Source organism: Polaribacter uvawellassae, assembly GCF_039748955.1.
Taxonomy (GTDB): domain Bacteria; phylum Bacteroidota; class Bacteroidia; order Flavobacteriales; family Flavobacteriaceae; genus Polaribacter; species Polaribacter uvawellassae.
In genome coordinates, this window is sequence record NZ_JBDIZN010000003.1 from 322614 (window position 1) to 335598 (window position 12985).

Sequence of the window (12985 nt, forward strand, 5' to 3'; positions counted from 1 at the left end):
TCAAAACAAAATCAATAGAGAAGCAATTTATTATTTTTAAATTCGCAGTATTCCATGCTAAACAAAAATGATTGACACTGCTATTTTAACTGTATTAGACACTTCTTTAAAAGGAAGTCTCCTTTTTGATGCCTTACACAAGTCCATCTACGCAACCGATGCTTCTGTATATCGTAAGATTCCGTTGGCGGTTGCTTTCCCAAAAGATGTAACAGACATTCAGCAACTCATTGCCTTTGCTACCAAAAATGAGATTACCTTAATACCAAGAACTGCAGGAACTTCCTTAGCCGGACAATGTGTTGGAGACGGAATTGTAGTAGATGTTTCTAAACATTTTACCAACATTATTTCTTTTGATGAAAATGCGAAAACTATTACCGTTGAACCAGGAATTATCAGAGATGAATTGAACTTATTTCTAAAACCACACGGTTTATTTTTTGGTCCAAACACCTCAACCTCTAACCGTTGTATGATTGGCGGAATGGTTGGTAACAATTCTTCTGGAAGTACGTCGATTCGCTACGGAGTTACACGCGATAAAGTACTTGCTATTAATGCCGTTTTAAGTGATGGAAGTTTGGCCACCTTTTCTGAAATTACTTCAGAGGAATTTAAACAAAAAATGGAATTAGAAACGCTAGAAGGAAGCATTTACAAAGCCATTTATAGCGAATTGATTTTTGATTCTGCTCAAGAAGAAATTAAAAAAGAATTTCCGAAAGCAACCATTCATAGAAGAAATACGGGTTATGCAGTTGATGAATTTTTAACATCGGATTTGTTTGGCGGAACAGCACCAACCATAAATGTTGCAAAATTCTTAGCAGGAAGCGAAGGAACACTCGCTTTTTCTACTGCAATTACCTTACAACTAGATGATGTTCAGCCAAAAGAAAGTATTTTAATTACCTCGCATTTTAAAAGCATCAACGAAAGTTTAAAAGCGACTTTAATTACCATGAATCACAACTTATTTACCTGTGAATTGATGGACAAAGCCATTTTAGATTGTACAAAAAACAACAGAGAACAAGCAAAAAACAGGTTCTTTTTACAAGGAGATCCAGAAGCTGTTTTAATGTTAGAAGTTGCTGCAGATACTATTGAAGAAGCAGAAATATTGGCAAATAATGTAATTGCTGATTTAGAAAAAAACAACTTCGGTTATCATCATCCAAAGATTTACGGAGATGATATCAATAAAATATTTGCCTTACGAAAAGCAGGTTTAGGTTTGTTAGGAAATATGATTGGCGATAAAAAAGCCGTTGCGTGTATCGAAGACACCGCAGTTGCTTTAGAAGATTTGCCTAATTATATTGAAGAATTTACAGCGATGATGGATGCCTATCAACAAAAAGCCATTTATTACGCACACGCTGGTGCTGGTGAAATTCATTTACGCCCTATTTTAAATTTAAAGAAAAAAGAAGATGTGGTCTTGTTCCGTAAAATTACCACAGAAACCGCAAAGCTTGTAAAAAAATACAAAGGTTCTTTTAGTGGCGAACACGGAGACGGAATTGTACGTGCAGAGTTTATTCCGTTAATGATTGGCGAAGAAAATTATCAATTATTACGACGCATTAAAAAAGCATTTGATCCCAATAACGTTTTTAACAAAGGCAAAATTACAGATGCTTTTCCGATGGATGAAAGTTTACGCTACGAAATCAACCGAAAAGAACCAATGATAAAAACCCTTCAAGATTTTTCTGAAAGTGAAGGCATTTTAAAGTTAGCAGAAAAATGTAATGGTTCTGGAGATTGTAGAAAACCAGTTTCTGCTGGCGGAACGATGTGTCCGAGTTATAGAGCCACCAAAAACGAAAAAGATACCACACGCGCAAGAGCAAATGCATTGCGTGAGTTTTTAACCAATTCTGAGGAACCAAATAAATTTAATCATCAAGAATTAAAAGAAGTCTTTGACTTGTGTTTGAGCTGTAAAGCTTGTGCTTCTGAATGTCCGAGTAATGTAGATGTTTCCGCTTTAAAAGCAGAGTTTCTATATCAATATCAAGAAACAAATGGCTATTCTTTTAGAAGTAAATTGTTTGCCAATAATGTAAAGTATAATCAATTAGGAAGCCTTGCTCCTACGCTGACTAATATCCTGTTAAATACATATTTAGCAAAAGCAATTATGGGAATTGCGCAAAAAAGAAGTGTTCCAAAATTGGCTTCTAAAACGTTAGAAAAATGGCATAAAAAACGAAATGTCAATGCGAGAGAAATCGAGAAATCTCAATCTCAAAAAACGGTATACCTATTCAACGACGAATTCACCAATTACTACGATGTAGAAATCGGAAAAGATTCCATTTTTGTTTTAGAAAAGCTTGGCTATACTGTTGAGATGTTACATCACAAAGAAAGCGGACGTAGTTTTATATCGAAAGGATTTTTAAAAGAAGCCAAAGCAGTTTGTGATGAAAACATTGCTATTTTTAAAGACATCATTACAGAAGAAACACCACTAATTGGAATAGAACCATCTGCAATCTTAACTTTTAGAGACGAATACTTGCGAATCGCAAGCGATAAAAAAGCCGCAAAAGAGCTTTCTGAAAACTGTTTTACAGTCGAAGAGTTTTTAAATCAGGAATATCAAAAAGGAATAATTGATACTTCATTATTTACATCAGAAAGTAAAACATTGAAGATTCACGGACATTGTCATCAAAAAGCATTGTCGAGTACAGCTGCGAGTTTTAACATCTTAAACATTCCTAAAAATTATTCAGTAACTATCTTAAATACGGGTTGTTGTGGAATGGCAGGAAGTTTTGGTTACGAAAAAGAACATTACGATTTAAGTATGCAAGTTGGTGAAGATACTTTGTTTCCGAAAGTTAGAAACTGCGCTACAGACACAGAAATTATTGCAGCAGGAACCAGTTGTAGACATCAAATTTTCGATGGCACAAAACGTATCGCAAAACATCCAATTAGTATTTTAAAAGAAGCTCTAAACTAAAAAAACTCCGTTAAGTTGTAAAAAAAGTGTACTTTAGAAACCTTAATTAAAAAAGAAATAAGATGAAACAATCAAAATTTTTAAAAAGTAAGTTAGTACTGGGAATGTTTTTTTTCATTGCAACTATTGGACTTACATCAATGCAATCAGTTACAAAGATTGACCCTAGCGGTACTTGGGATTATGAAGTTGAAACCGCACAAGGTACAATGACAGGAATAATGACGATTGAAAAATCTGATGCTACTTATAAAGTTAAAATAGAAACTACGCAGTTTGGAACTTTAGATTTAGAGAATACTAAATTAGAAAAAAATGAACTTACAGCAAATCTTGATATGCAAGGCGCTGTGATTGATTTTAAATTTGAATTTGATGGAGATTCTATGAAAGGAACTGTAAGCACACCTGATGGAGATATGGATATGACTGGGAAGAAAAGGAAAAAATAAAACTCCTTTTTTAAAAAAATATATAAATGTATTTGATGCTTAAGGTTTATGTGTCAGATACATTTTTTTTATAGAGGTATTACTTCATTTTTCTTTTTGTAAATTTAAAAACTAATCTTTATTATTTTGTTGAAACAAAACAAAGTTACATCAATGTTTGCCTTAATTATTGCAGGCGAAGCTATTTTTCTACTACCATTTATTTTAATGCGTGTTTTTAAACCTGTAATTAGAGAAGCCTTTATAATTTCTGATGCTCAGATTGGTGAAGCACAAGCTTTATATGGAATTACAGCCGTAATTTCTTATTTCTTTGGAGGTTTTATTGCTGATAAATGGGAAGCCAAAAAGTTGTTATCAATCTCATTAATTTTAACTGCCATTGGTGGTTTTTGGATGACGCTGATTCCGTCTATTTTTACTTTAAAAATATTATATGCTTTTTGGGGAGTTTCTACCATATTATTCTTTTGGGCTTCATTGATTAAAGCAACAAGACAATGGGGAAACGCCCACAATCAAGGATTATCTTTTGGGTTATTAGATGGCGGAAGAGGTTTTTTTGCTGCAACAATTGCCTTATCTGGAGCAGCAATTCTCAGTTTCTTTTTTCCTACAGAAGTACTTGATATTACTTTTGATAACAAAGTACAAACCTTACAATATATTATTGGGACTATAACCGGAATCGTGTTTTTAGTTGCCTTATTAGTTTGGAAAGTATTGCCAAATGAGAAAGTTGAGCATAAAGGTTCTAAAGAATTTCAATTCGATTTTAAACAAGCTTTTCAATTAATGAAACAACGTAAAGTAATCTATCATTCGATAATTATTTTCTGTGCGTATTGTGCTTATAAATTAACTGGAACTTACGGAACTTACGCTCGTGATGTTTGGAATTATTCCTTAGAAGAATCTACCTATTTTGCGGTTTTTATTCAGTATTTAAGACCAATTGCAGCAATTTCTGTTGGTTGGATTGCTGATAAGTTCATTCCGTCTAAATTAATAATTCCGTGTTTTACAATTTTAATTATTGCTTCCGCTGTTTTAGGAATGGGATTCTTTTACAACCAACCAATATTCTTATCCTTCACCTTTTTTGTATTTATGGCGTTGGGAACTTATGCTTTACGAGGATTGTATTTTGCAATTATTGAAGAAACCAAAACACCCTTACAACTTACCGGAACTTTAGTAGGAATTATTTCTGTTGTAGGTTTTACACCAGATATTTTTATGTCGCTGTTTGTAGGTTATATGTTAGGTAAAGATCCAACAATTGTAGAATATCAAAATTTATATTCGTTGTTTACAATTATTCCAACAATTGGATTGTTAGCCACAATTGGTTTTCGAAAAGCAATCAAATAATTTGTTGTCATTTCGAATTGAACATAGCGAAATTGAGAAATCTCATTATTAAAAGAATAAGATTCCTTTATTTCTGTCGGAATACATTTACTGCAAACTAGCCAAACTATTTTTAATTGTTTCTATTTTAGCTAATGTATCTGCTTCTTTTTTACGTTCTAAAGTAATTACTTGCTCTGGTGCATTGCTTACAAAACGTTCGTTCGATAATTTCTTTGAAATTCCGAATAAGAAGCCTTCTGCTCTTTTTAACTCAGCTTGTAGTTTTTCAATTTCTGCTTCCACATCAATAGCATCTACAGAAATTGGCACAAAGTATTCGTTTGATTTTACTCTAAAAGACGCGCCATCAACTTTGTCTGAAACATAAGTAATTGTAGCAGTATTTGTTAATTTTTGAATCACAACATCAAAATTCTGAGTTGCTTTTTCATTATTTACAACAAACAATTCAACCGTATCTTTAAAAGAAATATTCTTTTCTTTTCTGATGGTTCTAATTCCTGAAACTACATCGGTAATCATCGAAAAATTAGTAATCAACTCTTGATTGCTTTCAGATGTTTCTGGCCATTTTGCAACAATCAAAGCTTCTTCTGGAGTTCTTTCTGTAATATGTTGCCAAATTTCTTCTGATAAAAATGGCATAAATGGATGTAGAACTTTTAAGTTATTTTCTAAAACAGTGATAATTTCTGCATAGGTTTTTGCATCAATTGGTTTTTGATATGCTGGTTTTACAATTTCTAATAACCATGAAGAAAAATCGTCCATAATTAATTTGTAAATCGCCATCAATGCATCAGATAATCTGTATTTAGAAAAATGGTCTTCAATTTCTGCCAAGGCTTTTTGGAATTTTGCTTCATACCAAGCCAAACCAATTTTTGCGGTTTCTGGCTGCGGTAAACTCGCATCAACTTCCCAACCTTTTATCAAACGAAACGCATTCCAAATTTTATTCGCAAAACCTTTTCCTTGTTGACACAATGCTTCATCAAACATTAAATCGTTTCCTGCAGCAGAACTCAACAACAAACCAACTCTTACGCCGTCTGCTCCATAATCATCAATTAATTTTAAAGCATCAGGAGAATTTCCTAATGATTTAGACATTTTTCTGCGTTCTTTATCACGAACCAAACCAGTTAAATACACATTGTTAAAAGGTTTTTGGTCTTTGTATTCGTATCCTGCGATAATCATACGAGCTACCCAGAAAAATAAAATATCTGGACCAGTAACTAAATCATTTGTTGGATAATAATACTTGATTTCTTCGTTCTCTGGATTTCTAATTCCGTCGAAAACCGACATTGGCCATAACCAAGAAGAGAACCATGTGTCTAGTGCGTCATTATCTTGACGTAAGTTTTGAGTTGTAAGTTTTGAGTTTTGAGTTTTCTTTTTTGCAAGGTCAAGAGCTTTTTCGATGTTTTCTGCAACCACAAAATCTTCTTTTCCGTCTCCATAGAAATACGCCGGAATTTGTTGTCCCCACCATAATTGACGAGAAATATTCCAATCGCGAATATTTTCCATCCAATGACGATAAGTATTTTCAAATTTCTTTGGATATAAATTGATTTCAGCAGCATCACCTAAAACCGCATCGATAGCAGGTTTTACCAACTCTTCCATTTTTAAAAACCATTGATCAGACAATCTTGGTTCTATCACCGCTTTGGTTCTTTCTGAAGTACCCACTTTATTTAAATGAGATTCTGTTTTTACTAAAATCCCTTTTTCTTCTAATTCTTTTACAACTTCTTTACGAGCAACAAAACGATCTTTGCCTTCATAATGCAATCCGAAAGAATTTAAAGAAGCATCATCATTAAAAATATCGATTACCCCTAAGTTGTGTTTATCGCCTAAAACTTTATCATTTTCATCGTGTGCAGGCGTTACTTTTAAACAACCAGTTCCGAATTCAACATCAACATATTCGTCTTCAATAATCGGAATTACTCTTCCACAAATAGGAACAATTGCTTTCTTTCCTTTTAAATGTGTAAAACGTTCGTCGTTTGGATTGATACAAATTGCCGTATCACCAAAAATAGTTTCTGGACGCGTTGTGGCAATAGTTAAAGTTTCATCAGAGCCTTCAATTTTGTATTCTAAATAATATAAATTTCCTTGTTTTTCAACATGAATTACTTCTTCATCAGACAATGTTGTTTTTGCTTCTGGATCCCAATTTACCATTCTATAACCACGATAAATTAAGCCTTTATTGTACAAATCAACAAATACTTTAATAACAGATTCAGACATTTCTGGATCCATTGTAAAGGCTGTTCTGTCCCAATCACAAGAACAACCTAACTTTTTTAATTGCTCTAAAATGATACCACCATATTCGTGTTTCCATTCCCAAGCATGTGCTAAGAATTCTTCACGAGTTAAATCATTTTTATCAATTCCTTGTTCTTTTAATTTTGCAACAACTTTTGCTTCTGTAGCAATAGAAGCATGATCGGTTCCGGGAACCCAACATGCATTTTTTCCTTGTAAACGTGCATGGCGAATTAAAACATCTTGAATGGTATTGTTTAACATGTGTCCCATGTGTAAAACTCCCGTTACGTTTGGTGGCGGAATTACAATTGTATAAGGCTCTCTTTCATCTGGCGTTGAATGAAAATAATTATTTTTCATCCAGTAATCGTACCATTTACTTTCTACACTTGTTGCAATATATTTAGAAGGAATTTCCATTCTTTGGCTTAATTTTTGAGATATAATCAGCAAAAATACAATTATCTTAAAGAACAGAAAAGCGGTAGTTGAATTTTTAAATATAAGATTTAAAGTCTATTTTTACGTCAAATTTATTCCTTATGAAATACCGTATTCTTTTACTGTTATGTATTTTTACATCGATGACTGTTTTTTCTCAAGACACTACAAAACCTGAGTTTAAATTTGTAAAAGAGTTGATTAATTACGGTAAAGTTGTTCAAAATTCTGATGGACATAGAATCTTTGAATTTACCAATGTTGGTAAAAGTCCGTTAATTATTAAAGATATTAAAACATCTTGTGATTGTGCTGTTCCTAAAAAACCTACAGCGCCAATAATGCCTGGAGAAAAGGGCACAATTACTGTATCTTATGACACGTCTAAAATAGGTGGATTTTCTAAGCAAATTACCATCTTTTCGAACGCTAAAAAAGAAGTAAAAATAATTAGAATAAGAGGTTTTGTTACAAAATAACCTTCTTCAATTAGATTTTCTTTACCAATCTAAATTGAAACTTCATTCGAACACCAAATCTTTCTATTGTCATTCTAATTTTTCTATTATGACCAGATTGAAATTTTCCTAAAAGCTCTTTTAAAGTCATTTGGTGTGCTTTAATTCCATTAATTTCAATAACAACATCGTCTTTCTGAATTCCTGCTAAACCAGCTGGCGAATTTTCTAAAACGTGTTTTATTTTATAAGAAGGCTTAAATCTATAATTATAACTAGAAACTAAAGAAATTGTATTATTAGTAGCAGTTTGAGAATTACCATTTGAATAAGAGTCAGAGAATGTTGCCGTTGTTTTTTCTTTTACCAAGACTTTACCATTATAAACAACATCTAAGCCACTCATATTATATTCAAAACCACCGCTAAAAGAACCGCTCTTTTTTAAAATTATTTTGTTGTTTTGATAATCTACCCAAATTTTAAATCGCTTTAGAATATTTCCACCAATACTTCCATTTCGTTCTTTAAATTGTCTAGCATAAAATGTTGATGTAGAATCTAAAAAAGAAACTGTAGGCTCTTTTATTTTAAAATCGCCAATTACAATTTTCTTAATTCTACTTTTATTACCATAAATAGTACCGCTAATTCCTTCTCCTAAAACATCTTTAAAGTGTCTAATTGGAGTTTGTATTTCATTTTTTGAATTTTCAAATAACCAAATTGCTTCAGAACCACCAGTATCAATTAATAATTTTACATCTGTTAATTTATTACCAATTGTATCTAGTTGAACTTTAGCATCTATGTATGGTTTATTTCTATAAAATTGAAGCGGAAAAGTTTGACATTTTCTACATTTTTTATATTCATAAAATTGGGGGTTATAAAAATACACTCTTCTTGTTGCATAGTTAATATGAACAATTGCATCTTTAAATAATTTATATCCAACAATGCCGTGAATTGTAATTCCCATTTTCCCAGAAACATCAAACTTATCCTTTAAGAGAACATAAATTTCTTGATTTTTCCCAACAAAGTTTTGGATTTTTAAAGTGTTATTTCCAGAGATTAATGCATCCATAGATTTACCTTTTCCTAAACCTTGCAATGATATTTTTCTTACATCATTTAAGCCAATACTATCGTTTTGTGATAAATTAAAAAGGATGGTTTTATTAACTCCAGTATCTAAAATAAACGATAATTGCTTTCCGTTTACTTCCATCGGAATAACAATTAAATTATTTATTAGATTAAATCTAACAGATTGTTCTTTTTGGTTAGAACCAAAAAAATTAAACTTATCTTGAGATTTCGCTGAAAACGAAAAAACAATTAAAAACAACAAGGAGAAGCTATATTTTTTTATCAAAAAAAAGTGTTTTAAAAATATTAATGACAATATACAAATTTACATTATTCGTTAATTCTTTTTTAGTAAAAATTTAACCTATAAGTAAGTAATAATTATTGTTTACTTAAATTAAAAAGAATTTCAAAACCAAACGTATTTTTAAAAATAAATTCAGAAATTTGCTTTACATTTAACAAAACTAATTCAAAAATTATGCCTTTAATTTCAAAGAAAGGAAACTTAATGCCAGAATCACCTATTCGTAAGTTGGTTCCTTATGCAGAAAATGCATATAAACAAGGCAAAACAGTGTATCATTTAAACATTGGTCAACCAGATATCAAAACTCCACAAGTTGCTTTAGATGCAGTTTCTGTGCATTCTTTAACAACAATTGCATACACAAGATCTGAAGGTTCTGAAGGATATAGAACAAAAATTGCTAACTATTACAGTAAACATGATATTTACGTAAAGCACGACGATATTATTGTTACAACTGGTGGTAGCGAAGCACTTATGTTTGCTTTTGGAAGCATTATGGATGTTGATGATGAGATTATTATACCAGAACCTTTTTATGCAAATTACAACGGTTTTTCTGTTGCTTCTGGGGTAAATGTTGTTCCTGTAATTTCTAAAATTGAAGATAACTTTGCGTTGCCTCCAATTGAAGAGTTTGAAAAATTAATTACACCAAAAACAAAAGCCATATTAATTTGTAATCCTGGAAATCCAACTGGATATATTTATAGTAAAGAAGAAATACAAAAATTAGCTGCTATCGTAAAAAAACACGATTTGTTCTTAATCTCTGATGAAGTTTATCGAGAATTTGCTTACGATGGCATTCAACATTATTCTATTTTACAAGAAGAAAGTTTAGCAGAAAATGCCATTATTATTGATTCTGTATCAAAAAGATACAGCATGTGTGGCGCAAGAATTGGTTGTTTAGTTTCTAAAAATAAAGACGTTATAAAAACTGCTTTAAAATTTGCTCAAGCTCGTTTAAGCCCACCAACATTAGCACAGATTGCTTCTGAAGCAGCTTTAGAAACTCCACAAAGTTATTTTGATGAAGTAATTGAAGAATATGTAAAAAGAAGAGACACTTTGATTGAAGGTTTACAAGAAATCGAAGGTATTAAAGTAGCAAAACCAAAAGGTGCTTTTTATTGTATTGTAGAATTACCAGTAAAAAATGCTGATGACTTTGCAAAATGGTTGTTAGAATCTTTTGACATAGACAAAGAAACTGTAATGGTTGCTCCTGCTGCTGGATTTTACTCAACGCCAGGTGTTGGTTTAAATCAAATAAGAATTGCCTATGTTTTAAACAATGAAAGTTTAAAAAAAGCAATTCATATTTTAAAAGAAGCTTTAAAAGTATATAAAGATTAGTGACTATTTTAGAAAACATATCTTTAAAAGAATACAATACGTTTGGTGTAGAAGTTTATGCCAAACGTTTTGTTATTATAAACTCTTTTTATGATTTACAACAACTCTTAAAAACAGAAAAAAATCTATTTCTTTTATCTGGCGGAAGTAATATGTTGCTTACAAAAAACATTGAAGAACTAGTTGTATTTATTAATATCAAAGGAATTTCTATTGATAGAGAAAATAAAAACTCAGTTCACATAACTGTAAATTCTGGAGAAAATTGGCACGACTTTGTTTTATGGTGCATTTCTCAAGATTATGGAGGAATAGAAAATTTATCTTTAATTCCTGGAAATGTTGGTACCTGTCCTATTCAGAATATTGGTGCATACGGAGTTGAAGTAAAAGACACCATTACAAAAGTTGAAACACTAGAAATTGCAACAGGAAAGTTAGTAACTTTTTCAAATGCTGATTGTAATTTTGGGTATAGAAATTCGATTTTTAAAAACGAAGCCAAAGGAAAATATATTTTGACTTCTGTTAGTTTTCAATTGACAAAAAAGAACCATCAATTAAATACATCTTACGGAGCAATTGAAACTGCATTGCAAGAAAAGAATATTTTAAACCCAACAATTAAAGATATTTCTGATGTAGTAATCAGTATTAGAAAATCGAAACTTCCAGATCCAAAAGAAATTGGAAATAGCGGAAGTTTTTTTAAAAACCCCGTAATTGCTACCCAGCAATTTTTAGAATTACAAAAACAACATTCTACAATTCCGAGTTATAAAATCTCTGAAACTGAAACCAAAGTTCCTGCTGGTTGGTTGGTAGAACAATGTGGATTTAAAGGCAAACGTTTTGGCGATGCTGGAGTTCACAAAAAACAAGCATTGGTTTTGGTAAATTACGGAAATGCTAGCGGAAAAGAAATACATCAGCTTGCAAAAAACATTCAGCAAACTGTTTTTGAAAAGTTCCAAATTTCCTTAGAAATTGAAGTAAATGTAATTTAAACTTCTTTTTTAAGCAACTGAATATGCCTTAAAATTCTATCTTTTTCTACAGCTAATGTTCCGTTGTAAACTCCTCTAATTCTTCCTTTTTTATCGATTAATACAAAATTTTCTGTATGAATGAATGCATCTTCGTCTTGTGTTTTTACAAAATCTTCATCCGCAAAATAGCCTTGTCTAGCAATGTTATAAATTTCTTTTTTATCACCAGTAACTAAATTCCATTTTTTAGGATTCACCTTATTCTCAATTCCGTATTCTTTTAAAACAGGAACTGAATCTTGTTCTGGTGTCACAGAATGCGATAAGAACATTACCTCATCATCATCTTTAAAAATTGCTTGTAACTCGCCCATGTTTTTTGCCAATTTCGGACAAATTCCGGGGCAAGTTGTAAAGAAAAAATCGGCAACATAAATTTTACCTTCATAAGTTTTATTTGTAATAAATTCTCCTTCTTGGTTTGTGAATTTAAAAGCAGGAATTGTGTGAATATCAACATAATTATTTGACGTTTCAGAAATCCATTCTGGTGTAAACACTGCCGAATTAAAAAATGGCAATGTAGTTTCTTTATTCACTTTTTGTTCTGTTTTACAAGCAAAAATTGTAAGTAATGCAAGTACTAAGTATAGTTTATTTTTCATCATTTTGTTTTTACTGAATAACATTTTTTTAATCCGATTAACCCAAATCTTTCTCCGTTAACAACCGTATAATTTGCTTTAATGTTACCGTTAGACAACCACATTTTTTGTGATCCAGATTCTTTTCCTTTTGTATAATTAAACTCTCTTACTAACTTTCCGTTTGGATACCATTCTTTCATCGTTCCGTGATAAACGCCATTTTGACTATATGGGTATTCAAATTTTTGTTGACCATTTTCAAACCAAGATTTATGTATTCCTACTTTTAACCCTTTTTTATAAAAACGGATTTCAGCCAAAGAATCATTTAGAAATAATTTTCGTTCTTCACCTTCTTTTTTTCCATTTTCATAACTCGCGCTATTTTTAGTTTGATTTACATCATCAAAAGATTTTATGGTGCCGTTAAATGGAGCATCATTATAATACAATACTCCATTTATAATTTCAAGCTCTTTATTCTCTTCAAATAATACTAAATGAGGTTTTTCATTTTTTTCGCAAGAAGCGAATACTAAAAATAATATGACAATTGTTTTTTTCAAT

Annotated in this window: 10 protein-coding genes; 6 read left to right on the plus strand and 4 right to left on the minus strand. The window is 31.3% G+C overall.

The window, feature by feature from the left end:
* Positions 1-67 precede the first annotated feature (67 nt).
* The 3 genes from ABDX67_RS08660 to ABDX67_RS08670 all read left to right on the plus strand — a co-directional run bounded on the left by ABDX67_RS08660 (position 68) and on the right by ABDX67_RS08670 (position 4812).
* Complete coding sequence (locus tag ABDX67_RS08660; RefSeq protein WP_347174617.1) at positions 68-2986, plus strand: FAD-binding and (Fe-S)-binding domain-containing protein; 2919 nt, start codon at positions 68-70, stop codon at positions 2984-2986.
* 104 nt (positions 2987-3090) lie between these two features.
* Positions 3091-3438 carry a hypothetical protein gene (locus tag ABDX67_RS08665; RefSeq protein WP_347174618.1) on the plus strand — a complete coding sequence of 116 codons (348 nt, stop codon included), beginning with the start codon at positions 3091-3093 and terminating at the stop codon, positions 3436-3438.
* A 153-nt stretch (positions 3439-3591) separates the two neighbouring features.
* On the plus strand, positions 3592-4812 hold the full coding sequence (locus tag ABDX67_RS08670; RefSeq protein WP_347174619.1) for an MFS transporter: 1221 nt from the start codon (positions 3592-3594) through the stop codon (positions 4810-4812).
* Positions 4813-4899: 87 nt separating this feature from the next.
* Here ABDX67_RS08670 and ABDX67_RS08675 read toward each other — a convergent pair whose 3' ends face one another.
* On the minus strand, positions 4900-7536 hold the full coding sequence (locus ABDX67_RS08675; RefSeq protein ID WP_347174620.1) for a valine--tRNA ligase: 2637 nt from the start codon (positions 7534-7536) through the stop codon (positions 4900-4902).
* A gap of 122 nt (positions 7537-7658) precedes the next feature.
* Here ABDX67_RS08675 and ABDX67_RS08680 point away from each other — a divergent pair, with 122 nt between their 5' ends.
* Positions 7659-8036, plus strand: coding sequence for a DUF1573 domain-containing protein (locus ABDX67_RS08680; RefSeq protein WP_347174621.1), 378 nt, complete (start codon positions 7659-7661; stop codon positions 8034-8036).
* 10 nt (positions 8037-8046) lie between these two features.
* On the opposite strand, the gene ABDX67_RS08685 is transcribed toward ABDX67_RS08680, so the two are convergent.
* Positions 8047-9396 carry a retropepsin-like aspartic protease gene (locus ABDX67_RS08685; RefSeq protein ID WP_347174622.1) on the minus strand — a complete coding sequence of 450 codons (1350 nt, stop codon included), beginning with the start codon at positions 9394-9396 and terminating at the stop codon, positions 8047-8049.
* A gap of 195 nt (positions 9397-9591) precedes the next feature.
* Here ABDX67_RS08685 and ABDX67_RS08690 point away from each other — a divergent pair, with 195 nt between their 5' ends.
* On the plus strand, positions 9592-10782 hold the full coding sequence (locus ABDX67_RS08690) for a pyridoxal phosphate-dependent aminotransferase (RefSeq protein ID WP_347174623.1): 1191 nt from the start codon (positions 9592-9594) through the stop codon (positions 10780-10782).
* Complete coding sequence (murB, locus tag ABDX67_RS08695; RefSeq protein ID WP_347174624.1) at positions 10782-11789, plus strand: UDP-N-acetylmuramate dehydrogenase; 1008 nt, start codon at positions 10782-10784, stop codon at positions 11787-11789. Before ABDX67_RS08690 ends, murB begins: the two co-directional genes overlap by 1 nt.
* On the opposite strand, the gene ABDX67_RS08700 is transcribed toward murB, so the two are convergent.
* Positions 11786-12436 (minus strand): SCO family protein, encoded by a 651-nt coding sequence (locus ABDX67_RS08700; protein ID WP_347174625.1) that lies wholly within the window; start codon positions 12434-12436, stop codon positions 11786-11788. The two genes, murB and ABDX67_RS08700, sit on opposite strands and share 4 nt — an antisense overlap.
* Entirely contained in the window at positions 12436-12984 is a 549-nt protein-coding gene (locus ABDX67_RS08705; protein WP_347174626.1) for a toxin-antitoxin system YwqK family antitoxin, read from the minus strand. The genes ABDX67_RS08700 and ABDX67_RS08705 overlap by 1 nt, the downstream gene beginning before the upstream one ends.
* Position 12985: the final 1 nt, after the last annotated feature.

Coding starts and splice junctions, on each gene's coding strand:
- ABDX67_RS08660 (WP_347174617.1), top strand. CDS start 68: ATGATTGACACTGCTATTTTAACTGTATTAGACACTTCTTTAAAAGGA.
- ABDX67_RS08665 (WP_347174618.1), top strand. CDS start 3,091: ATGTTTTTTTTCATTGCAACTATTGGACTTACATCAATGCAATCAGTT.
- ABDX67_RS08670 (WP_347174619.1), top strand. CDS start 3,592: ATGTTTGCCTTAATTATTGCAGGCGAAGCTATTTTTCTACTACCATTT.
- ABDX67_RS08675 (WP_347174620.1), bottom strand. CDS start 7,536: ATGGAAATTCCTTCTAAATATATTGCAACAAGTGTAGAAAGTAAATGG.
- ABDX67_RS08680 (WP_347174621.1), top strand. CDS start 7,659: ATGAAATACCGTATTCTTTTACTGTTATGTATTTTTACATCGATGACT.
- ABDX67_RS08690 (WP_347174623.1), top strand. CDS start 9,592: ATGCCTTTAATTTCAAAGAAAGGAAACTTAATGCCAGAATCACCTATT.
- ABDX67_RS08700 (WP_347174625.1), bottom strand. CDS start 12,436: ATGAAAAATAAACTATACTTAGTACTTGCATTACTTACAATTTTTGCT.